The organism is Pantoea sp. VS1, from assembly GCF_002207995.1.
Lineage (GTDB): Bacteria > Pseudomonadota > Gammaproteobacteria > Enterobacterales > Enterobacteriaceae > Pantoea > Pantoea dispersa.
Genome location: NZ_NHZE01000108.1, coordinates 1 through 22,446 on the forward strand (window position 1 = coordinate 1; position 22,446 = coordinate 22,446).

Annotated in this window: 22 protein-coding genes, 1 other RNA gene and 1 pseudogene; 13 read left to right on the forward strand and 11 right to left on the reverse strand. The window is 52.1% G+C overall.

Annotated elements, in window-relative coordinates; translation table 11 throughout:
• Positions 1 to 422 precede the first annotated feature (422 nt).
• Both CBW22_RS24150 and CBW22_RS24155 read right to left on the reverse strand, forming a co-directional pair.
• Positions 423 to 1,841: a sugar porter family MFS transporter gene (locus CBW22_RS24150; RefSeq protein ID WP_176428186.1), complete on the reverse strand. Its 1,419-nt coding sequence runs from the start codon at positions 1,839 to 1,841 to the stop codon at positions 423 to 425.
• 166 nt (positions 1,842 to 2,007) lie between these two features.
• The gene (locus CBW22_RS24155) at positions 2,008 to 2,694 is read right to left on the reverse strand and encodes a hypothetical protein (protein WP_141097368.1); all 687 of its coding nucleotides are present in this window, start codon (positions 2,692 to 2,694) and stop codon (positions 2,008 to 2,010) included.
• A 152-nt stretch (positions 2,695 to 2,846) separates the two neighbouring features.
• Between CBW22_RS24155 and CBW22_RS24160 the strand changes: the two genes are divergently transcribed.
• The 3 genes and pseudogenes from CBW22_RS24160 to CBW22_RS24170 all read left to right on the forward strand — a co-directional run bounded on the left by CBW22_RS24160 (position 2,847) and on the right by CBW22_RS24170 (position 4,688).
• Positions 2,847 to 3,605, forward strand: coding sequence for an alpha/beta fold hydrolase (locus CBW22_RS24160; protein WP_088518097.1), 759 nt, complete (start codon positions 2,847 to 2,849; stop codon positions 3,603 to 3,605).
• Positions 3,606 to 3,679: 74 nt separating this feature from the next.
• Positions 3,680 to 3,964: pseudogene (locus CBW22_RS24165) on the forward strand (hypothetical protein); the annotation flags it as partial.
• Positions 3,965 to 4,277: 313 nt separating this feature from the next.
• Complete coding sequence (locus CBW22_RS24170; RefSeq protein ID WP_088518114.1) at positions 4,278 to 4,688, forward strand: H-NS family histone-like protein; 411 nt, start codon at positions 4,278 to 4,280, stop codon at positions 4,686 to 4,688.
• 151 nt (positions 4,689 to 4,839) lie between these two features.
• Here the strand turns inward: CBW22_RS24170 and CBW22_RS24175 are convergent, their stop codons facing one another.
• The 3 genes from CBW22_RS24175 to smpB form a co-directional block, all read right to left on the reverse strand.
• A complete protein-coding gene (locus CBW22_RS24175; protein ID WP_176428185.1) occupies positions 4,840 to 6,069 on the reverse strand; it encodes an integrase domain-containing protein in 1,230 nt (409 codons plus the stop codon).
• A gap of 175 nt (positions 6,070 to 6,244) precedes the next feature.
• Positions 6,245 to 6,609, reverse strand: a transfer-messenger RNA (tmRNA) gene (gene ssrA / locus CBW22_RS24180).
• 43 nt (positions 6,610 to 6,652) lie between these two features.
• Positions 6,653 to 7,135, reverse strand: coding sequence for an SsrA-binding protein SmpB (smpB, locus tag CBW22_RS24185; protein WP_021506506.1), 483 nt, complete (start codon positions 7,133 to 7,135; stop codon positions 6,653 to 6,655).
• A 159-nt stretch (positions 7,136 to 7,294) separates the two neighbouring features.
• Here smpB and CBW22_RS24190 point away from each other — a divergent pair, with 159 nt between their 5' ends.
• Together CBW22_RS24190 and CBW22_RS24195 are read left to right on the forward strand one after the other, a co-directional pair.
• Positions 7,295 to 7,729, forward strand: a complete 435-nt coding sequence (locus CBW22_RS24190) for a type II toxin-antitoxin system RatA family toxin (RefSeq protein ID WP_021506507.1) — start codon at positions 7,295 to 7,297, stop codon at positions 7,727 to 7,729.
• Positions 7,722 to 8,012, forward strand: coding sequence for an RnfH family protein (locus CBW22_RS24195; RefSeq protein ID WP_021506508.1), 291 nt, complete (start codon positions 7,722 to 7,724; stop codon positions 8,010 to 8,012). Before CBW22_RS24190 ends, CBW22_RS24195 begins: the two co-directional genes overlap by 8 nt.
• Before the next feature lie 51 nt (positions 8,013 to 8,063).
• Here the strand turns inward: CBW22_RS24195 and bamE are convergent, their stop codons facing one another.
• The 3 genes from bamE to nadK form a co-directional block, all read right to left on the reverse strand.
• A complete protein-coding gene (bamE, locus tag CBW22_RS24200; protein ID WP_021506509.1) occupies positions 8,064 to 8,411 on the reverse strand; it encodes an outer membrane protein assembly factor BamE in 348 nt (115 codons plus the stop codon).
• Between the two features lie 184 nt (positions 8,412 to 8,595).
• Positions 8,596 to 10,257, reverse strand: a complete 1,662-nt coding sequence (recN, locus tag CBW22_RS24205) for a DNA repair protein RecN (RefSeq protein ID WP_058775634.1) — start codon at positions 10,255 to 10,257, stop codon at positions 8,596 to 8,598.
• Positions 10,258 to 10,342: 85 nt separating this feature from the next.
• Positions 10,343 to 11,221 (reverse strand): NAD(+) kinase, encoded by an 879-nt coding sequence (gene nadK / locus CBW22_RS24210; RefSeq protein ID WP_058758272.1) that lies wholly within the window; start codon positions 11,219 to 11,221, stop codon positions 10,343 to 10,345.
• Between the two features lie 122 nt (positions 11,222 to 11,343).
• Between nadK and grpE the strand changes: the two genes are divergently transcribed.
• Entirely contained in the window at positions 11,344 to 11,922 is a 579-nt protein-coding gene (gene grpE / locus CBW22_RS24215) for a nucleotide exchange factor GrpE (protein ID WP_031279366.1), read from the forward strand.
• Positions 11,923 to 11,967: 45 nt separating this feature from the next.
• Here grpE and ung read toward each other — a convergent pair whose 3' ends face one another.
• Positions 11,968 to 12,645, reverse strand: a complete 678-nt coding sequence (gene ung / locus CBW22_RS24220) for a uracil-DNA glycosylase (protein WP_088518099.1) — start codon at positions 12,643 to 12,645, stop codon at positions 11,968 to 11,970.
• Positions 12,646 to 12,908: 263 nt separating this feature from the next.
• On the opposite strand from ung, the gene grcA reads away from it, so the two are divergent.
• Positions 12,909 to 13,292 (forward strand): autonomous glycyl radical cofactor GrcA, encoded by a 384-nt coding sequence (grcA, locus tag CBW22_RS24225; protein ID WP_021506514.1) that lies wholly within the window; start codon positions 12,909 to 12,911, stop codon positions 13,290 to 13,292.
• Between the two features lie 186 nt (positions 13,293 to 13,478).
• On the opposite strand, the gene srmB is transcribed toward grcA, so the two are convergent.
• Entirely contained in the window at positions 13,479 to 14,807 is a 1,329-nt protein-coding gene (srmB, locus tag CBW22_RS24230; RefSeq protein ID WP_021506515.1) for an ATP-dependent RNA helicase SrmB, read from the reverse strand.
• Positions 14,808 to 14,944: 137 nt separating this feature from the next.
• On the opposite strand from srmB, the gene trmN reads away from it, so the two are divergent.
• Entirely contained in the window at positions 14,945 to 15,694 is a 750-nt protein-coding gene (trmN, locus tag CBW22_RS24235) for a tRNA(1)(Val) (adenine(37)-N(6))-methyltransferase TrmN (RefSeq protein ID WP_088518100.1), read from the forward strand.
• On the opposite strand, the gene nadB is transcribed toward trmN, so the two are convergent.
• Positions 15,691 to 17,298 carry an L-aspartate oxidase gene (gene nadB / locus CBW22_RS24240; RefSeq protein WP_088518101.1) on the reverse strand — a complete coding sequence of 536 codons (1,608 nt, stop codon included), beginning with the start codon at positions 17,296 to 17,298 and terminating at the stop codon, positions 15,691 to 15,693. The genes trmN and nadB overlap by 4 nt on opposite strands.
• Positions 17,299 to 17,740: 442 nt before the next feature.
• On the opposite strand from nadB, the gene rpoE reads away from it, so the two are divergent.
• The 5 genes from rpoE to lepA all read left to right on the forward strand — a co-directional run bounded on the left by rpoE (position 17,741) and on the right by lepA (position 22,438).
• Complete coding sequence (rpoE, locus tag CBW22_RS24245; protein ID WP_010617748.1) at positions 17,741 to 18,319, forward strand: RNA polymerase sigma factor RpoE; 579 nt, start codon at positions 17,741 to 17,743, stop codon at positions 18,317 to 18,319.
• Between the two features lie 27 nt (positions 18,320 to 18,346).
• Positions 18,347 to 19,003, forward strand: a complete 657-nt coding sequence (gene rseA, locus CBW22_RS24250; RefSeq protein ID WP_021506518.1) for an anti-sigma-E factor RseA — start codon at positions 18,347 to 18,349, stop codon at positions 19,001 to 19,003.
• Entirely contained in the window at positions 19,003 to 19,959 is a 957-nt protein-coding gene (gene rseB, locus CBW22_RS24255; protein ID WP_031279374.1) for a sigma-E factor regulatory protein RseB, read from the forward strand. Before rseA ends, rseB begins: the two co-directional genes overlap by 1 nt.
• Positions 19,956 to 20,420 carry a SoxR-reducing system protein RseC gene (gene rseC, locus CBW22_RS24260; RefSeq protein ID WP_088518102.1) on the forward strand — a complete coding sequence of 155 codons (465 nt, stop codon included), beginning with the start codon at positions 19,956 to 19,958 and terminating at the stop codon, positions 20,418 to 20,420. The genes rseB and rseC overlap by 4 nt, the downstream gene beginning before the upstream one ends.
• Positions 20,421 to 20,638: 218 nt before the next feature.
• Positions 20,639 to 22,438: a translation elongation factor 4 gene (lepA, locus tag CBW22_RS24265; RefSeq protein WP_058758277.1), complete on the forward strand. Its 1,800-nt coding sequence runs from the start codon at positions 20,639 to 20,641 to the stop codon at positions 22,436 to 22,438.
• Positions 22,439 to 22,446 lie beyond the last annotated feature (8 nt).

Genomic DNA, 22,446 nt, shown 5'->3' on the forward strand with positions numbered 1-22,446 from the left:
TTATCAAGGGTTGCGATTGAGTTATCCATATCGATAAAAAATTGTGCTTAAAATTTAAATTTTATTGTTTTATCATTTTAGTGAAAGTGGTGATTATTAGATATTTCAATCATAATATAAAAATATTCCGTAAATAATTAAGTAACAGTTTGCATATCTTCGCTCCTGATCAATTAATGATAATGCATTTTTTTATTAAACAGTTAATGTTATCAGCATAAATTAACTTATTATCATGAGGAATTAAGTGATTTTCGCCAATAATTTGAAAAGTGAAGGTAACAAATGCAATTTTTGAGTATGAAAAATAATCTTTCACACATAATCTTTCGACCTAAACCTGACTAAATCAGTGCGCTGCAAGCCATAGTGCAATGCAAAAAACCAGTCAATTGTGACTGGCTTTTATTAGTTAATGAAATTTACTGGCCCAAATCACGGAGATTCTTGCCAGACATCAGATTCTTTTCAATGTGCTCAAGAGTGACCCCTTTGGTTTCAGGGACCAGGAGAAAAGTTATCACGATAAAGACCAGGTTGAAGCCGGTATACAGCCAGAACGTTCCTGCAGGCCCAATATTACCCAGAAGTGATAAGAAGGTTGCTCCGATAATCATGTTGGCAACCCAGTTAGTCGTCGTTGAGCAGGTAATCCCAAAGTCCCGGCATTTCAGAGGCTGTATCTCAGAACACAGTATCCAGACCACCGGAGCAGCACTCATTGCATAGCCGCCTATGCACAACATTGTCATACCTACTGACACCCATGACAGGCCGGTACTGATTTCTCCCTGACCCGCTTTCATGAGGCAGTAGCCCAGAACCATAGTGGCGAATGCCATTACACTGAATCCTATCTTCAAGATTGGCTTCCTTCCCGTTTTATCAACGGTGAAAACCGCAATGAAGGTTGCAAACATGAAGGTCAGGCCAACCACTATGGTCGCAACCATTTGCTCCTGAGTACTCTGGAATCCAGCCATTTTAAAAATCTGAGGAGCGTAATACATGATGATGTTCATACCCGTAAACTGTTGCATACCCTGCAACAGCATACCGAGGTACACGGCGCGTCTCACATTGCTGTTCTTCCTGAAAAGAGCAAACCCTCCCTGCTTCATACGGAGGCTTTCCCTTATCTCATTTAGTTCCTGACGGGCCTTCTCAGAGGTATCCCGAAGCATTCGCAGGACTTCTTCCGCCTCAACGTGCAGACCTTTTGAAGCCAGCCAGCGGGGACTGTTAGGCAGGAAAATAACCATGACAAAAAGTACCACCGCTGGTATAGCGAGAACGCCCAGCATTGCCCGCCAGTTGCCACTATAACTGAATGCAGTATCCGAAAGGAAAGCCACGACAATACCGAAGGTAATCATGAGCTGATAGAGGCTAATCATTTTCCCACGAACATTCTCTGTTGCCATCTCTGACAGGTAGAGGGGAGCAGTGTAGGAGGCAATACCAACGGCCAGTCCGAGCAGAACCCTGAATGTAAGCAGAACTTCAACACTTGTGGCGAAGGCTGATCCAAGGGAACCCACGATGAAGAGTATGGCTCCCGCCATAAGGCTGTACTTTCTTCCCAGTCGATTTGAAACCCAGCCGTTGCAGAGAGCTCCAATCGCGGCTCCCAGCATCATACTGCTGACAACCCATTCCTGTTCGTGACTGGTCAACTGAAATTGTTTAGTTATGAAAGGCAGGGCACCTGAGATAACCCCGATATCCAGTCCGAACAGAAGCCCGGCGAGGGCAGCGGATATCGATACAAAGAGATTCATTCTTCTGACTTTTGACTGATGGTCACCATCGTAGGTGACGGTCTGGTTTACATGAGACATCATTAAGCTCCGCTCATACAGCATGTAATAGTGCTTAAGCTTACGCAGCGGATACAGTCAGGATTAGAGCGCCCCTCTCTCAAGATATGGACATTACAGCTAAATCTGTTGTTAATGTGATGAGGATCTCAAAGCTGATCCTCACCATGCTCAAAGCCGATTATGGTTAAATAATATTCAAAGGGTTGTTCCAGTTATATGGAGCAAGAACCAGTTTTATCTTTCCCTCAATTTCTCCATACCTCATATCAGAATTCGATAGGAAGTATTCCCTGACAAGCGGTGGCAGTTTTTTCGATTTATACCTCATTATTGTTGTATGCCAGAAATCTGGGGGTAAAGCTTTTCCCGGATATCGGTCCTGAAGTTTTGACTGCCAGTCAGAACTCATAAGATCGTTCCAGAAATTTTGTCGCAGGCTGATTGAGTTGCTGTCTGGAATTCCGGCCAGTAACAGCTGATTAGGAAGTGCTACAAGCTGAAGCTCTTTGACGTTAAGAGTACTGTTTCTGATAATCAGGCTGAATCGCTCGATCAGATCGACAATGTCAGCAGTATCTTCATAGGATTCGTAGATGGATTGAGTCACGGCAAGAAATGTCATGTGAAAATTTTCTTCGCTCATAACTTCTGCAAGAAGATCAACATTTGTCAGTGATCTAAGATCAGACAACAGCACTCTGATTTGCGGATTAAGTTCGGGCTGAATGCCACTTGTCAGTGCTAACAGTTTTTCAGGATAGAAAACCACATCCTTTTCGTTAAAGTTGTTTTCCAGTTCAAGTAACCATTCATGGATAGTTTCCTGCGAACGATTGGTGTACACATTCTGAAGGTAATTTTCATTGTCCAAGAGCCTGCTCCCTAAAATAAATCGCATGAAAAATTATGATTAATATTATTTAACAGATTATATGTGCAGCCAGACATTGCGCCATTGTGAGTTTAGACTAAAATTCAGCTGTTAAATTAAAAATAAAATTCAGTTTCTGTAAGAGGTTACAAATGCTTAGTTTTACTCGTCAGGGAAAGCAGGAGGGGCCTGCTCTGGTTTTTATGCATTATCTGGGTGGTTCTGCGAAAACCTGGTACCCTGTGATTGAAAATGTTAAAAACGACTATGACTGCATTGCTTTTGATATGCCAGGTTTTGGCGACTCTGAGTCTTTAGAAGATATGAGTATCCAGTCGCAGGCAGAAGCTTTATGGGAAAATATTGAAAACATTAATATTAAAACACCGTTTTTAATCGGACATTCGATGTCAGGAAAAATTGCCTCTGTTATGTCTTTGCAGTCTCCAGAGAAAATCAGTGGACTTGTGCTTGTAGCTCCTTCGCCCCTCACTCCACAGCCTATGACTGTCCAGCAATACCTGCAGCAGAAGGAATGGACGGGTAGTGCAGAAGAAGCCAAAGCATTTGTAAATGGATCCTGTTCTCAGCCTCTAAAACAGGCATTTGAAGAACTCGCTATTGAAGACATTTTGCGAGCTGATTGTGAAGCATTCCATAAGTGGGCAGATAGTGGAAGTCAGGAAAATTTTGAAGATGTTTTTGATAAGGTCAAGCTCCCCGTTAAATTGATAATAGGCAATGACGATAAGAGTGTCCCAAATATCACAGAGCAAATCAGAAGTACTTTAGTCTACTTTAATCCTTATTCATTCAGGGTTATCAATGATTGTGGCCATTTGCTTCCATTAGAATGCCCGGATGATTTATCTCGTGAAATTAAAGAATTTGTGAAGGTAGCTAAAAGGTAGATTTTTATAGTTTTTTGAAAAAAAATTACTGGCTTTAAAAATATACGCCAATTTTGATAACTATGGAATCAATCATGAGTGCTATTGAAACTTTAAGAGAGATGTCTGAGGTCTGGCGTTTGTTCAATGACATGCCGGATGATGCCACTATTGGAGTAGATTTAGCTGCGCTTTATCTGGGAGTCAGTGTTAAAACCCTGGCTCGTTATCGTCAGAAGGGAGATGGTCCGCATTATGTTCAGTACTATTCTTCTGGAAGCAAAGCCCGCAACCAGCGAGTCAATTATCTTCTTGGTGACCTTCGGGCCTGGCGTAATGCCCATAGGGTAAAAAGCTCAATGCATGCCATATTGGTCAGGCATGGTGATTAGTCTTTACTGAAAGTTACTCGCTATCTTAGATATGCTTCTCAGTTTAACGGGTGGAGGAGATAATTATTACTTCAAAACATAAAAGCTTAAAGCGAATGATATTAAATCTTATTGCGCTTAAAGAAAGGTGATAAATAACTAAAAAAGATTAATTCCTACACTTAATTATAGTAAAAGCTTATGAATTAGTCTTTTTTTAACCAAATTTGGTTTTAAAAGGTGACTATTAGCATTCTTCGACTAGAATCAGGCTGTGATGTATTTGTAGTAATTCATAAATTTTAATATGGGAAATTTTGCAATGAGTGAAGAATTTAAACTTTTGGGTAGTATCCGAACCTTAAGAGCACAAGCTCGTGGAACCTCTCTGGAAATTCTTGAAGAAATTCTTGAAAAACTGACAGCAATCGTTGAAGAAAAGCGTCATGAAGAAGAATCGGGCTTGAAAGAGCGAGAAGAGAGAAAAGCAAAACTTCTTGCTATCCGCGAACAACTTTTAGCCGATGGGATTGATCCTCAGGAATTACTTATCAACTCGAACCCACCTTCAACTACCAAAAAGAGAAAATCCAGTCGTACTCCTCGCCCTGCGAAATATAGGTACAAAGATGAAGATGGTAACGAGAAAAGTTGGACAGGGCAGGGGCGCACGCCTAAAGCTATAAAAAAAGCTGTTGATGACGGTAAAAGTCTTGATGAATTCTTACTGTAAAATTATCTGAGTCATTCCATTAATGACAACCGGCAGAAATTTTACTGACGGTTGTTATTGTCGTTTGTATTAAGACGAGCTAAAAAAATCACATTTAGATTCAAAAGTATTTCTATTACATATATTAAAAATAAAGTGATAAAAATGCTACTTATGCAGCAATCGCTTTAAACTTTTGAGATTGCACATAATCACTCCACCACTGCATAAGTGCGTTTCGTTCGGCGAGATACTCCGCGCGATTATACGCTGCAACAATTTCGTCTTTCTTGGAGTGGGCAAGCGCTGCTTCAAGGACTTCAGATCTAAACTTACCAGACTCCTCGGCTGCTGTTCTCGCAATCGAACGCATACCATGAGCTACAAGCTCGCCTCCAAATCCCATACGAATAATAGCGGCATTAGCTGTCTGTTCATGCATATGTTGAAGTGGTGCTTTAATGCTGGGGAAAATCCACTCTCTATGTCCACTGAGCGGCCTCATTGTATCAAGAATGCGCAAAGCCTCTTTGCTCAAAGGAACCTTATGAGTTTTTTTCATTTTCATAAAGTCAGCAGGAATGGTCCATAGCATGTTGTCTGTATCGATGTCTGCCCACCTTGCTCGAACGGCTTCGCCCGGACGAACCCATGTTAACAATTGCCACTCAATCAGCAGCCTTGTCTCCATACGTACTGAAGCATTGTTCAGCGTTGCCAGGAAACGGGGTAATTCAGATGGAGGTAATGCAGGCATATTTTGCTTTTTAGGCTTAGTGAAACGCTGTGCGAGGTTATCAGCAGGATTAAACTCAATCAGTTCCTCAGTAGCTGCCCAGCGGAAAATTTCATTCAATCGGGAAATCACACGCCTTAACGTTTCAAGAATTCCACGCTGCTCAATTGGGTCTAAGTGCTGCTTTAAGAGTTTAGGACGAATTTCCTTGATCGGAACATTACCTAGTCCAGGAAAGACGTTTCGTTCAAGGCTACGCCAGATATCCTCTGCATGGTCATTCGTGATCCCTGAAGTTCTTTTCTTCTCATCCAACCATTTTTTTGCAACTACCTGCAATGTATGTTCAGTAGCCGCTTTTAAAGCATTCGCTTTCTCAGCATTATGCTGCTGTGGGTCAACCTGCTGGGCGAGAAGGGCGAGGTACTGGTCTCTTAGAGAGCGGGCCTGAGCTAGGGTGAGATGAGGGTAAGTACCCAGGCTCATTTTTGTGCGTTTTCTGGTGGTCGGTACTGTGTATCTAAAATACCAGTTTTTCTTACCACCTTTTGCTGATGCTGAGATTCGCACAAACAAGCCTTCGCCGTCGAAGAGACTCACTTCCTTCTCGCCGGGCTTGGTGTTCCTGATCTGGGTATCATTTAGCTTTGTGACGACCTTAGGCATTTTTGGACCCTCTGATTTTGGACCCACACTGGTGGGCCCAAAAGAGGGTGTCATAAGGCGTGGACTCTAGCAACTCTTAAGAAATCGCGTATGACACAAAAAAGCCCGCAGGGCTTGTGCCGTGCGGGCTTTCAGGACTCCAGCGGACAATTCTGGTATCGCCGCGAAAGAATTTTGGTGGAGCTGGCGGGAGTTGAACCCGCGTCCGAAATTCCTACATCCTCGGTACTACATGCTTAGTCTGGTCTTTACATTCGCTTGCCAGCTGCGGACAGACACGCCACTAACAAACTAGCCTGATTAGTTTTAACGCTTCAACCCCAGGCAGGGCATCCACGCGATCTCTTTTAGGTTTGACCTCTCTTGATCCCCGTCCTAAGAGCGGAGGCTAGGGAGAGAGGGCTCTAAGCAGGTTATTAAGCTGCTAAAGCGTAGTTTTCGTCGTTTGCGACTATTTTTTTGCGGTTTTTTAGCGAGGCCTACCGCACCTCGGCATGCACCTTGGGTTTCGCGAATCCCGTCGAATCCAGAATCAGCCCCAAGACTTTTTACTCTAGCAAAAAATTATAAAAGATTCCAGTGCTTAACGGCTGGCATTCTTCATAATTCGTGCTTTGTCCATCTTCCACTCGCGATCTTTGATGTCCGCGCGCTTGTCGTGTTCTTTCTTACCGCGTGCCACACCAATCTTCAGTTTGGCCCAGGCGTTTTTCCAGTACAGCGACAGCGCGACCACGGTGTAACCTTCGCGGTTAACACGGCCGTACAGGGAATCCAGTTCACGCTGGTTCAACAGCAGCTTGCGGTTGCGCGTGGGATCGCACACCACGTGGCTTGATGCCACCGCCAGCGGCTGAAAAGTGGAACCGAACAGATAGGCTTCGCCATCGCGCAGCAAAATATAGCTGTCACTGATGTTGGCTTTACCGGCGCGCAGTGATTTGACTTCCCATCCTTGCAACGCCATGCCGGCCTCGAACTCTTCTTCAATGAAGTATTCATGGCGGGCGCGTTTGTTGAGGGCAATAGTGGCTGAACCGGGTTTGTGAGCTTTTTTCTTTGTCATAGTGCGGCGTAGTCTACATCACTCAGTCTGTGGGCGCATCCCCTGTCCTGCGGGGCGGTAAAAAACACACTATTTTAGCACAGCTGGCAAAGGCGTAAATTTTTGTTTGGTAGCTTAAAATGGTATAATTCAACGGTTTTGTGACCAACAGGAACCATTATGGCCCAGATTAGCCGTTCAGCGCTGGTCCCGTATAGCGCTGAGCAGATGTACCGGCTCGTGAATGATGTGGATGCTTATCCTGAATTTCTTCCGGGCTGTACCGGCAGCCGCGTGCTGGATAACAGCGGTAACCAAATGACCGCTGCGGTGGATGTCTCCAAAGCCGGCATCAGTAAAACCTTTACCACGCGTAACACCCTGACTGATAATCAGAGCATTCATATGCAGCTGGTCGATGGGCCGTTCCGCAAGCTGACCGGCGGCTGGAAATTTATCTCGCTCGGCGACGATGCCTGCAAGGTTGAACTCAGCCTCGACTTTGAGTTCACCAACATGCTGGTCGAGATGGCGTTTGGCCGCATCTTCAAAGAGCTGGCCAACAGCATGGTGCAGGCGTTTACCCAGCGCGCCAAAGAGGTTTACCGTGGCTGACATCAGCGTTGAAGTGGTGTACGCGCTACCGGATAAACAGTATCTGCGTGAGGTTAGCCTGGAAGAGGGCGCGACGGTTGAGCAGGCGATTCAGGCATCCGGACTGCTGACGCTGCGCAAAGATATCGACCTGAGCAGCAACAAGGTCGGCATTTTCAGCCGTCCGGTCAAGCTGAGCGATACGCTGCAGGATGGCGATCGGGTAGAGATTTATCGCCCGCTGATTGCCGATCCAAAAGAGATGCGCCGGCAGCGGGCAGAGCGCGCGGCAACGAAAAAGTAAGTGTACAGGCATTAAAAAAGGCGCTCAGGCGCCTTTTTTGTTGCGGCTCACTTAGTCTTCAGTGCCGGTGAGGCGCGGTTTGTTATCGATGTTGGTCAGCGTACCGTTGCTGTCGAAGGTCAGCGTCAGCGTCTGCTGCTTCACGCTCTCATGACCTGGCTCCTGACGGAACACGTAATACCAGACGTTGCTGCCAAACGGGTCGTGCATCATCGGCGTACCGAGCGTGTAGGCAACCTGCTGCTGCGTCATGCCGGTGTGAATCTTCGAAACGTCGTTGGCGACCAGGTAATTCCCCTGATTGATATCCGGACGATACACAACGCGCTCAAGGGTGGAACATCCGGCGGTCATCATCAACATTACCACTGCCGCGGCAGTCAGCGTTTTACAGCGCATCTATACATTCCTTTTCTGGGGCCAAACGCCTTTCATCAGGCAGTTTTGTTGCCATCAAATTCTGAACTCTGCATACGGCAGGCTTTATTATGGCGATATGACTGCCGATGATAATAAACCTTTGAGCTATTGGAAACCTCTACAGAGCAAGCATATGACCACCAGGCCGCAAAAAAGTGCGGTGTCAGGCTGCTAAAAGTTCTTTTGCGTTCGCCAGTGTGTTGCGTGTTACTTCGCTGCCGCCAAGCAGGCGCGCCAGTTCCTGCAGACGCGCACGCTTATCCAGCGGCTGCATGTGGGTTTCGGTCATCGCACCGTCGGTTTCTTTGCTGACGAAGAAGTGCTGATGACCACAGCCCGCCACCTGCGGCAGGTGAGTCACGCACATCACCTGAGTCGATTCGCCCAGCTGGCGCAGCATCTGGCCAACGACAGCGGCCGTCGGACCGCTGATACCGACGTCAACCTCATCGAAAATCATCGCCGGAGTTTCCATTTTCTGTGCGGTGATCACCTGAATCGCCAGCGCAATACGTGACAGTTCACCCCCTGAGGCCACTTTACCCAGCGGCTGCAGCGGCTGGCCCGGGTTGGTGGTGACACGGAAATCAATACGGCTGGCACCTTCGGCCGTCAGTTGATCGGCATTGAATTCCAGCATGATGGCAAACTCACCGTGTGGCATGGCGAGGGTGCGCATGCTTTGCGTAATCAGCTGGCTCAGCTCCTGCGCCGAGGCAACGCGTTGCTGATGCAGGGCTTCGGCACAGGCCAGCGCGGCCTGATGATGAGCCACGACGTCGCTCTGCAGGCTTTCCTGATCGCTCTCCTGCTGCGACAGCTGTTCCGCTTCATCCAGCAACTGCTGATACAGCACCGGCAGCGCTTCCGGTGAAACATGATGCTTACGCGCCAGCGCAATCTGCCGCGACAGACGCTGCTCCAGCTCGTACAGGCGATTAGGATCGAGGTCGAGCCGTTCACAGTAGTGGCGGAGCTCATCGCTGGCTTCACTTAACTGAATCGCGGCTTCTTCCAGCAGGTTAAATACGCCGCTGACTTTATCGTCCAGCGAGACCAGCTCACTCAGCATATTACGCGCGCTGTAGAGCAGGCTTTGCAGGTTGGTGTCATCGCTGTCGGCAAGAATTTGCAGTGCCTGCTGGCTGGTAGACAGCAGCTGACCGCTGTTCGCCAGGCGCTTGTACTCTTCATCAATCTGCTCAAACTCGCCTGGCTGCGGCGCAAATTCGTTGAGTTCTTTCAGCTGATACTGCAGCAGTTCGCGGCGGGCTTCACGCTCCTGCGACAGCTGCTGATGCTGTGCCAGCGCGCGGCAGCTGTGGTGCCAGCGCTGATAGTGCTGACGCATCTCCGCCAGCCGATCGTCGTGCGCGGCGTAGGCATCCAGCAGGTGTTTCTGGTGATCGGTTTTAAGCAGCAGCTGATGCGCATGCTGACCGTGGATTTGAATCAGTAACTGACCGAGTTCGCGCAGCTGCGACAGCGGTACGGACGTGCCGTTGATAAAGCCCCGTGAGCGGCCATCGGCACTGATCACGCGGCGCAATAAACATTCGTTGCCGTCGTCGAGCTGGTTCTCCGCCAGCCAGCGCTGGGCTGAGGGTGACGCTTTCAGCTGGAAGCGCGCGCAGATATCCGCGCGGCTGGCCCCCTGACGCACCATGTCTGCTTCAGCACGGCCGCCAAGGCACAGGCCCAGCGCATCAATCGCTATGGATTTCCCTGCGCCGGTTTCGCCGGTGATCGCTGTCATGCCCCGATGAAAGTCGATCTCCAGTTCACGAACGATTGCAAAATTACTGATGGTCAGTTGTGCCAGCATACAATCACCTGTATGTAAAAACAGATATGGTTTTTCATACAGTATAAACTGGTTTTTTATCCAGTAAAGTAGCCGGCGGGCCTTTTCAGAATAATTTTTTTGACCATCCGAGTTTTGAACTTAAAGTATTAAAATAATTATAATTTTTGGGATGAATTAAATTGAGGTGATTGGCGCTGCGGCGAATCAGCACATCTTCCCCTTCCTGAATCGGCAGGGCGATCTGGCTGTCGCAGCTGATCTCCAGGTCGCTGCGCAGCGAGGAAAAACGCAGGCGAATGGTGCTGCTACTGTTGATCACCAGCGGACGCGCCGACAGCGTGTGCGGGAACATCGGCACCAGCGCAATCGCATCGAGCGACGGCGTTAAAATCGGCCCGCCCGCCGAAAGCGAATAAGCGGTTGAACCGGTTGGCGTGGAGATAATCAGCCCGTCCGAGCGCTGGGAAAAGGCGAACACTTCGTCGATATAGACTTCAAATTCAATCATGTGCGCCACTTTTCCCGGATGCAGCACCACTTCATTGATGGCGCTGCCGATGCGCGGCGAACACTCTTCTTTGCATACCTGCGCTTCCAGCAAAAAGCGGCTTTCCACGAAGTAGTCGCCCTGCAGCACGTCATCCAGCTGCTGCTGCGCGTTATCCGGATCGAGATCTGTCAGGAAGCCGAGATTGCCGCGGTTGATGCCAATCACCTTGATGTCGTAACGAGCCAGCACGCGCGCGGCGCCCAGCATGTTGCCATCGCCGCCAACCACCACCGCCAGATCGGCGTACTGGCCGATGTCCGCCAGGCTGCCGGTACGCACATCCTGCAAATTAAGCTCGCGGGCGATTTGCTGTTCCACGATCACGTCATAGCCTTTGTCAGTCAGCCAGCGCCAGAGCATTTCATGGGTGGTTAACGCAGTGGGATGGCGCGGATGGCCGACGATCCCAATGCAGTTAAAGTGTTTGTTCATTTAGCGGGTGTTCCTCATAAGCCAAAACGGCCAGGCAATGTGATGGGTTCACTTGAAACCGTCAAACTGATCCCCATAATAAGCCAACCAGCGAGATGAATGTGCAAAACGCGGAGAAATTCATGAGTAGTAAAGAACAGAACACCCCAAACGAGCAAGTCTCAGACGAAATTCAACAGGAACAACAGCAGCCGGAAGCGGAGACAGCAACTGAGGTGGATCCGCGTGATGAGCGTATCGCCCAGCTGGAAGCGGAATTAGCGCAGGCGCAGGGTGGCGTGCGTGACGCCCAGCTGCGCGCGCAGGCTGAGATTGAAAATATCCGTCGCCGCGCCGAAATGGACGTGGAAAAAGCGCACAAGTTTGCGCTGGAAAAGTTTGCCAACGAACTGCTGCCGGTGATTGATAGCCTGGAGCGCGCGCTGGAAGTGGCGGATAAAGAGAATACCGAGCTGGCTTCGATGATTGAAGGCATCGAGCTGACGCTGAAATCACTGCTGGGTGCGGTGCGCAAGTTCGGCGTGGAAGTGGTGGGCGAAACTAATGTGCCGTTCAACCCGGACGTGCATCAGGCGATGTCGATGATGGAGTCTGAAGAAGTGGCGCCAAACCACGTGCTGATGGTGATGCAGCGCGGTTACACCCTCAACGGTCGCCTGCTGCGTCCGGCAATGGTTGCGGTATCGAAAGCCAAAGGCTAAGCCGCTCCCGTGCAACAACGGCCGCTGATGCGGCCGTTTGTGTTTTCAGGGCAGCACCGGCTTCCAGTCAATGGGCGTCTGGCCGGCCTGGCTCAGCAGCGCATTGGCTTTGGAAAAATGCTGACAGCCAAAAAAGCCGCGATGCGCCGATAGCGGCGAAGGATGCGGTGCTTTCAATACGTGATGACGCTGCGCATCAATGATGCTGCCTTTCTTCTGTGCGTGCGATCCCCACAGCAGGAAAATCACCCCTTCGCGATGGGTGTTGATGGCGCTGATCACGTTGTCGGTGAAGGTTTCCCAGCCGAAACGCGCGTGCGAATGCGCTTTGCCGGCTTCCACGGTTAACACCGTATTCAGCAGCAGCACACCCTGTTTCGCCCAGCTTTCAAGAAAGCCGTGCTGCGGGCGCTGAAAGCCAGGAATGTCCTGTTCCAGCTCTTTGTACATATTCAGCAGCGACGGCGGAATGGCCACGCCCGGCAATACCGAGAACGCCAGGCCATGCGCCTGATTCGGGCCGTGGTACGGATCCTGGCCGAGGATCACCACTTTAATATCGCCCAGTTCGGTGAGACGGAACGCGTTGAAGACGTCCTTTTGCGGCGGATAGACCGTCACGCCCGCTGCTCGCTCTTCGGCTACCGCTTTTAGCGTTTCCACGAAGTAAGGTTTTTCTTTCTCTTCAGCCAGCACATCGTGCCAGGTCAGCTTCTCAGCCATCATTGACTCCCTGCAAATTGATGCCTTTAGCTTAGCGTGTCCGGCGGGGCAGCAGAAGGGTAAAAATAAGTTGAACAATTGCAGAAAAAGTTAATGACAAAAGTTGTTATAAATCAATTTATTAGAGTAGAGGCAAAAATCCTGGCCGGACGAAATTGATACAGGTCAAAACGAGCCGTTCAGCGCGGTGATATACCAGAGCATCACATAACCCGAAGAACCGCGCTGTGCTCCTGCCGCAGCGCTAAGCCCTGGAGGCCTCTATGATTACCGGTATTCAAATTACTCAGGCACAAAATCCACAGCTGCTGAATTCGTTCTGGCTGCTGGACAATGAGAAAGCCGAAGCCCGCTGCCTGTGCGCAAAAGGTGATTTCACGGAAGATCAGGTCGTTGCAGTCAGCGACCTTGGCGAGATTGCTTACCGTGAAATTCCACTGGAGCAGAAACCGCAGGTGCGCGTTGAAGGCGGTCAGCACCTCAACGTTAACGTGCTGCGCCGTGAAACGCTGGAAGATGCGGTGAAGCATCCGGAAAAATATCCGCAGCTGACCATTCGCGTGTCGGGCTATGCGGTGCGCTTTAACGCGCTGACGCCAGAACAGCAGCGTGACGTTATCACCCGTACTTTTACCGAAAGCCTGTAATTGATCGGCTGACGAAAACGCACACAGCAATACAGGCCGCGCCGGTGCTTACTGGCGCGGCTTTTTTTATTTCCTGAAGAGAGAAGAGGGCAGGTTGAGAGATTTTACGCCGCGAAAGTGCGATTTCAGCAGACCAGAAAGCAAAAAATCGCCTCAGGGAGGCGATTTAATTGCCGCGATGCTGTTTTATTCCGCACCGCTCTCCGGTGTGCTGCTGCCGCTTGGCTTACGGCGTTTACCGATATTTTTAGTATCGCGGTGACGTTTCTTCACGCGCGGTTTCTCTTCTTCTTTCGCTTTCTTCTCTTTGCGTTTCTCAAGCGCCTTTTTAGACGGTTTACCGGTGACTTTAGCACTCGGTGCACGCGTTTCCGGACGCAGCTCATCGATTACGCGCGATTTCAGTGGCTCGTTGACGTAGCGGCTGATTTTACCCAGCAGCGGATGGTCATGTGCCTCAACCAGCGAGATCGCGGTACCTTTACGTCCGGCGCGGCCGGTACGGCCAATGCGGTGCAGATAGACATCGGCGGTGCGCGGTAAGTCATAGTTGATGACGTGGGTGACGTTATCAATGTCGATACCGCGCGCGGCGACATCGGTCGCAACCAGCACGTTAACGCGACCGTCATTCAGGCGTTTGATCGCTTCGTTACGGTTAGCCTGCACCATTTCGCCTTCGAGGTAGCTGCTGCGCAGGCCGGCTTCGTGCATCCAGGTCACCAGCTCATGCAGGCGCTCACGTTTACGCACGAACACGATGGCGCGCTTTACTTCCGGCTGCTTCAGCAGATGCACCAGCAGTTTGGTTTTGTGCTCAAGATTGTCGGCGCGGTAATACCACTGCTGAATCTTTTTGCGCTCGCTTTTGCTTGGATCGGCTTCAATCGCTACCGGATCGTTCAGCAGGCGCTCGGCGAAATCTTTGATGTTGTCGCCTTCCAGCGTGGCTGAGAACAGCAGCGTTTGTTTGCGCCAGCGCGTTTCACCGGCAATGGTCTCGATATCCTGCGCAAAACCCATGTCCAGCATGCGGTCGGCTTCGTCCAGAATCAGCGTTTCTACCGCGCGGCAGTCAAAGTTCTCTTCTTTGATGTACTGCAGCAGACGGCCGGTGGTCGCGACCACGATGTCCTGATTTTCACTGAACACTTCCGCGTGGTTCATATAGGCCACGCCGCCGGTGATGGTGGCGATATCGAGATGGGTATGTTTGGCCAGCTCGCGCGCCTGGTCGGCAACCTGCATCGCCAGTTCACGCGTCGGCGTGAGGATCAGAATGCGCGGCGGCCCTGATTTTTTACGCGGGAAATCGAGCAGGTGCTGTAAAGCGGGCAGCAGGTAGGCTGCGGTTTTCCCCGTTCCGGTTGGTGCCGAACCCAGAACGTCACGGCCTTCCAGCGCGGCAGGAATGGCCTCAGCCTGAATGGCAGTCGGGCGCGTGAAGCCTTTATCCTGCAGGGCTTCCAGCAGGCTTTCGTCGAGTTCGAGTTCGGAGAATGTGGTTACGGTCATGGTCTACCTCAGTTTGGGGCGCTGATTATAGACAGTTCAGCCACAATCTTCATCTGTTTGTGTTGCACAGGTGAAGGTGAATTCACTTCGCGACCACGTTACACTTCCGGCAGGAGCAAATTCAATGGTCGTTAAGCATGTCTCAGCCGCAACCGCCAGCGCGGGCGATGTTAAGAAAAGATGGATTCACGTTTAAGCAATTTTTTGTCGCGCACGATCGCTGTGCCATGAAGGTCGGCACCGATGGGGTGCTGCTCGGGGCCTGGGCGCCGGTGGCAGGCGTACGGCGCATACTGGATATTGGCTGCGGCAGCGGCCTGATTGCGCTGATGCTGGCGCAGCGCACGGCGGATGACGTCAGTATTGATGCCGTCGAACTGGAGCGCAGCGCCGCCGCGCAGGCGCAGGAGAACGTCGCCGCGTCGCCGTGGGCGCATCGCATCGCGGTGCATGCGCAGGACATCGTCAGCTGGAGTGAGCAGGCAGAAAAACGCTACTCGCTGATTGTCAGTAATCCGCCGTTTTTCACCCCGGGCATGGCCTCGGCCAGCGTCGAGCGCGATACCGCGCGCAGCACGGCAACGCTTGATCATCCCACCCTGCTGCGCTGTGCGGCACAGCTGATTGAAGAAGAGGGGCTGTTTTGCGTGGTGCTGCCCGCGGATGCCGGCGAAAAACTGATTGCACTGGCGCGCGCCGAAGGCTGGCATCTGCGTTATCGCTATGATGTAGCACCTTACGCGCAGCGACCACCGAACCGGCTGGTGCTGGGCTTTTCGCCTGCCGCAGGCGAACTCGTGCAGGAGCGTCTCGCCATTCGTGATGAAGATAAAAGCTATTCGGCGGACTGGCTGAGCCTGGTAACCGATTTCTATCTGTTCCGCTAGGCTACCGGCTGCAGCACGGTAGGCTGTGCCTCGGGCAGCGTATGCGGATAGTCGCGGGTGAAGTGCAGCCCGCGGCTCTCTTTGCGCGCCAGCGCACAGCGCACCATTAGCTCTGCCACCTGTACCAGATTGCGCAGCTCCAGCAGATTGTTGGAGAGGCGAAAATGCGCATAGTATTCATCTATCTCCTGCTGTAGCAGCGTAATGCGGCGCAGGGCGCGCTCCAGCCGCTTGGTGGTACGCACGATGCCCATATAGTCCCACATTAACAGCCGCAGCTCATGCCAGTTGTGCTGAATCACCACCCGTTCATCGGCATCGTCGACGCGGCTTTCATCCCACGCCGGCAGGTGATCGACGGCGCGCATCTGCGGCAGACGGCGCACAATATCTTCGGCCGCCGACCAGCCATACACCAGACACTCCAGCAGCGAGTTTGATGCCATGCGGTTAGCGCCGTGCAGGCCGGTGTAGCTGACCTCACCAATCGCATACAGCCCGTCGACGTCGGTGCGACCATGCTGATCCACCATCACGCCGCCGCAGGTGTAATGCGCGGCGGGCACAATCGGAATCGGCTGCTGTGTCAGATCGAGGCCAAACGTCAGCAGCTTGTCATAGATCATCGGAAAGTGGGCACGCACAAAGCTGGCCGGCTGATGGCTGATGTCGAGATACATGCAGTCGACGCCCAGGCGCTTCATTTCGTGATCGATCGCGCGTGCCACGATATCGCGCGGTGCCAGTTCGGCACGCGCATCGAAATCCGGCATAAAGCGCGAACCGTCCGGGCGCAATAGCCAGGCACCTTCGCCGCGCAGCGCTTCGGTCAGCAAAAAGTTTTGCGCCTGCGGATGAAACAGGCAGGTAGGGTGAAACTGATTGAACTCCAGATTGGCCACCCGGCAGCCGGCGCGCCACGCCATCGCGATGCCGTCGCCGGAAGCGACATCCGGATTGGTGGTGTACTGATATACCTTCGCCGCACCGCCGGTGGCCAGCACCACGCTGCGGGCGCGGCAGGTTTCAACCTGTTCGCGATTGCGATTCCAGATCCATGCGCCCACCACGCGCCGCGTTCCGGGCAGGCCAATTTTATCGGAGAGGATTAAATCCACCGCGTTGGCACGTTCAATAACGCGAATATTGGGATGGCTGAGCGCCTGGCTGACCAGCGTGGTTTCGACCGCGCGCCCGGTGGCGTCGGCGCTGTGTAAGATACGGCGATGGCTGTGACCGCCTTCGCGCGTCAGGTGATAGCGCGCATTGCCGTTATCCTGTGGCTCGCGATCAAACGCCACGCCGCTATCGATCAGCCACTGTACGCACGGGCGCGCATTGCTGGCGATAAAATTCACCGTCTCGCGATCGCACAGGCCTGCACCGGCAATCAGCGTATCTTCGACGTGCGATTCAATGCTGTCGTTTTCATCAAACACCGCCGCAATCCCGCCCTGTGCATACAGCGTGGAGCCTTCGCTAATCTGCGCTTTACTCAGCACCGTTACCTGATAATGCGGTGCCAGCCGCAGCGCCAGAGATAAACCGGCCGCGCCGCTGCCAACAATCAGTACATCACAGCTATGATCGGGAATGGGGTTCATGATGTTTAATTTACTAAACAAAAGGTCCCCCGAGCATAAGCCCGGACGCCGCTGGTGTGAAGTATTTTGAACAAAAAACGCGGGGAAATTCGACGCAATAATCAGATTGTAATGCGATTTCAGTAAGTTATGTCTGAAAATAAGCGATTAGTGTTTTTTATACCAAACACGCTGAAAATTCAGGGAATAAAGGTGAAAAATGCGGCGTCATAGGGTACTCTGCCAGCGATTATCGGTGCCGCCAACGACACCACCAGTGCGGTAAGTCGCTACACTGAAAGACCATCAACAACAACGATGTCAGGGCACCGGTACAGAAAATATCAGGTCGTGGTGAACTTCAGGCCAGAACGGGACTCTAAGCGCATGCTTGCTCACAATAAATGAGATGTGCTGGCAGTTCACTTACGCATAAAAGAGATTTGGGGAGACATTACCTCGGATGAGCGAGCAGTTAACGGATCAGGTTCTCGTTGAGCGGGTTCAGAAAGGAGATCAAAAGTCATTTAATTTACTGGTGATCCGATACCAGCATAAAGTGGCGAGCCTGGTTTCACGTTATGTCCCGTCAGGCGATGTGCCTGATGTGGTTCAGGAATCTTTCATTAAAGCGTATCGCGCACTGGAGTCGTTCCGGGGTGATAGCGCCTTTTACACGTGGCTGTACCGCATTGCGGTCAACACCGCGAAGAATTATCTGGTGGCTCAGGGGCGCCGGCCGCCGTCCAGCGATGTGGACGCGATTGACGCGGAAAATTTCGAAAGTGCGGGTGCGCTAAAAGAAATTTCGAACCCTGAGAACTTAATGTTGTCAGACGAACTGAAACAAATTGTTTTTCGGACGATTGAGGCGTTGCCTGAAGATCTGCGTATGGCCATCACCCTGCGGGAACTGGATGGTCTGAGTTACGAAGAGATCGCCGCCATCATGGATTGTCCGGTAGGTACCGTACGTTCACGTATCTTCCGGGCCCGGGAAGCCATTGATAATAAAGTTCAACCGCTTATCCAACGTCAGTGATAACGGCTACTGGAAGGGTACCAAAACATGCAGAAAGAAAAACTTTCCGCTTTAATGGATGGTGAAACTTTAGATAACGAGCTGCTGGCGTCGTTATCGAAGGATGCAGATCTACAAAAAAGCTGGGAGAGCTACCATCTGATCCGCGACACCCTGCGGGGCGATGTGGGCGAAGTGCTGCATTTTGATATCTCCGCACGCGTTGCTGCCGCCATCGAAAACGAGCCGGTGCGCAAAGTGACTTCGTTGATCCCGGAAGCACAGCCGGAGCCGTCGCGCTGGCAGAAAATGCCGTTCTGGCGTCGCGGTGGCGGTTGGGTTGCTCAGGTCACGCAGATCGGTGTGGCGGCCTGTGTGTCGCTGGCGGTGATCGTCGGTGTGCAGCACTACAACAGCTCACCAGCGGGTAGTGCGACGGAAACGTCGGATGCGCCAGCCTTTAATACCTTACCGATGATGGGTAAAGCGTCACCGGTCAGCCTGGGCGTGCCGTCTGATGCTTTTGACACCAACAGCTCAAATCAGCAGGTGCAGGAGCAGCGTCGCCGCGTGAATGCCATGCTGCAGGATTACGAACTGCAACGCCGTCTGCATGCCGATCAGGTGCAGTTTGAAAGCAATGCGCCGCAACAGGCGCAGGCTAACGTTCCCGGAACTCAGTCGTTAGGAACTCAACAGCAGTAATGAAGCAGCTTTGGTGTGCCGTTAGCCTGCTGGCAGGCAGCCTGCTTTGGTCATCTACCGCCCCGGCGCAGACATCTGCGTCCGGGGCGTTGTTACAGCAGATGGAGCAGGCCAGCCAGAACCTCAACTACGAATTCGCCTATATCAATGTCTCACGTCTGGGCATTGAATCCCTGCGTTACCGCCATGCGGTCATCGACAATCGTGTGTTCGCTCAGCTGTTACAGATGGACGGACCGCGCCGTGAGGTGATCCAGCGCGGCAACGACATCAGCTATTTCGAACCGGGTCTCGATCCGTTCTCACTGCCGGGCAACCACATTATTGATGCGCTGCCGGCGCTGATGTTTGCTGACTTCTCGCGCCTCGGCGATGCCTACGATTTTATTCCGGTAGGGCGTTCCCGCATGGCCGATCAGATGTGCGAAGTGGTGCGCATCGTGTCGCGTGACGGCACGCGTTACAGCTACGTGGTGTGGCTGGACGTCGATACCAAGTTGCCGCTGCGGATTGATTTGCTGGATCGCGACGGTGAGACGCTGGAGCAGTTCCGCGTCATCAGTTTTGCCGTCGATGAAGGCGTACGCAATCTGATGCAGGGGCTGGAAAAAGCCAATCTGCCGCCGTCGCTGTCGTTACCGGCGGGCGACAAAGTGCAGCTCAGCTGGCAACCTGGCTGGCTGCCGGCCGGTATGAAGCTGATTTCGCAAAGCCGGCGTGATATTCCGGCGATGAACAAAACCGTAGAATCCCGTCTGTACAGCGATGGCCTGTTCAGCTTCGCTATTAACATCACGCCTGCCGATAAAAGCAGTTCGCCACAGTCATTGCGCACTGGGCGTCGTACGGTGCAGACCGAAGTGCGCGATAATCGTGAAATTACCGTGGTGGGCGAATTGCCGCCGACCACCGCCAAACGTATCGCGGACAGTATAGATTCAGGTGCGACAAAATGATGAGAGAATGGGCCACCGTAGTGGCATGGAAAGAGGGCGTCGCTACTCTGCATTCAGAAGCGAAAACCTCCTGTAACAGTTGTTCAGCGCGCAAAGGCTGCGGCAGCCATGCGCTCAACCAGCTGGGACCGAAAAACGCCCATGTGATGACCATCGCCAGTGCGGAGCCGCTACAGCCGGGCCAGCGCATTGAGCTGGGCATTCGCGAAAGCAGCCTGCTCGGTTCTGCGTTGCTGGTGTATATGACGCCACTGTTTGGTCTGTTCCTGGTCGCGGGCCTGTTCCAGATGCTGTTCCACAGCGATCTGGCGGCGGCCTGCGGTGCGCTGCTGGGTGGCGTTGGCGGCTTTATTGTTGCCAAAGGGGTTTCCAGCCGGTTTGGCGGTCGCGAAGCGTTCCAGCCGGTGATTCTCAGCGTTGCGCTCCCGCCTGATGCGCTACGGGTGGAAAACCACAGTTGATCCCCGTTCAGGCCGCGTATTGCGCGGCCTTTTCATTTCGTCTTAATCGCTGAATTCTGTTGCGATTCCCCACAGTTCCATTCTTTAACGCGCGGCGTTAACAGTGTAATATGCGTCGTCATTAATGAGGCTGACAGGGTTCCGGGTAAAGCTCACTTGCCTGAATGTGTCTGTGCTCACGTTTTCAACTGATTTTCTACGTGAAGATATTCATATAAATGAAGCACATACGAAATTTCTCCATTATCGCTCACATTGACCACGGCAAATCAACGCTCTCTGACCGTTTGATTCAGATTTGCGGTGGCCTGAGCGATCGTGAGATGGCGGCGCAGGTTCTGGATTCGATGGATCTGGAGCGCGAGCGCGGCATCACCATTAAAGCGCAGAGCGTTACGCTCGATTACCACGCGCCAAACGGTGAAACTTACCAGCTCAATTTTATCGACACCCCAGGCCATGTTGACTTCTCTTATGAAGTTTCCCGCTCGCTGGCGGCCTGTGAAGGGGCATTGCTGGTGGTTGATGCAGGTCAGGGCGTTGAAGCGCAGACCCTGGCGAACTGCTACACCGCCATGGAAATGGATCTGGAAGTGGTACCGGTACTGAACAAGATCGACCTGCCTGCGGCCGACCCGGAGCGCGTGGCGGAAGAGATTGAAGATATCGTCGGCATTGACGCCGCGGATGCGGTGCGTTGCTCGGCGAAAACCGGCGTCGGCGTACCGGATGTGCTGGAACGTCTGGTGCGGGATATTCCGCCGCCGGAAGGTGATGCGGAAGGCCCGCTGCAGGCGCTGATCATCGATTCCTGGTTTGATAACTACCTCGGTGTGGTGTCGCTGATCCGTATTAAGAACGGCACGCTGCGCAAAGGTGACAAAGTGAAGGTAATGAGTACCGGCCAGGTGTACAACGCTGACCGTCTCGGCATTTTCACGCCAAAACAAATTGACCGTACCGAGCTGAAGTGTGGCGAGGTAGGCTGGCTGGTGTGCGCCATCAAAGACATCCTCGGCGCGCCGGTGGGCGATACCCTGACGCTGCAGCGCAATCCAGCGGATAAAGCACTGCCGGGCTTCAAAAAAGTGAAGCCGCAGGTGTATGCCGGTCTGTTCCCGGTAAGCTCCGATGACTACGAAGCTTTCCGTGATGCATTAGGCAAGCTGAGTTTGAACGACGCCTCGCTGTTCTATGAGCCAGAGAGCTCCACCGCGCTGGGCTTTGGCTTCCGCTGTGGCTTCCTCGGCCTGCTGCACATGGAGATCATCCAGGAGCGTCTGGAGCGTGAATACGATCTCGACCTGATCACCACCGCGCCAACGGTTGTGTACGAAGTGGAAACCACTGACGGAGAAGTGGTGTACGTCGACAGCCCATCGAAGCTGCCGCCGCTGAATAATATTGCTGAACTGCGCGAACCGATCGCTGAGTGTCATATGCTGCTGCCGCAGGAGTTTCTGGGCAACGTCATTACGCTGTGTATCGAAAAACGCGGAGTGCAGACTAACATGGTTTACCACGGCAAACAGGTTGCGCTGACCTATGAGATTCCGATGGCGGAAGTGGTACTCGACTTCTTCGACCGTCTGAAATCAACGTCGCGCGGCTATGCGTCGCTGGACTATAACTTCAAACGTTTCCAGACCTCTGACATGGTGCGCGTCGACGTCCTGATTAACTCAGAACGCGTTGATGCGCTGGCGCTGATTACGCACCGTGATAACTCCCAGTATCGTGGCCGCGAGCTGGTGGAGAAGATGAAAGATCTGATCCCGCGCCAGCAGTTCGATATTGCGATTCAGGCAGCAATCGGCAACCACATTATCGCTCGCTCAACAGTGAAGCAGCTGCGTAAAAACGTCCTGGCGAAATGCTATGGCGGTGACGTCAGCCGTAAGAAAAAGCTGTTGCAGAAGCAGAAAGAAGGTAAGAAGCGAATGAAGCAGGTCGGCAACGTTGAGCTGCCGCAGGAAGCATTCCTTGCCATTCTGCATGTCGGTAAAGACAGCAAATAAGGAACTTT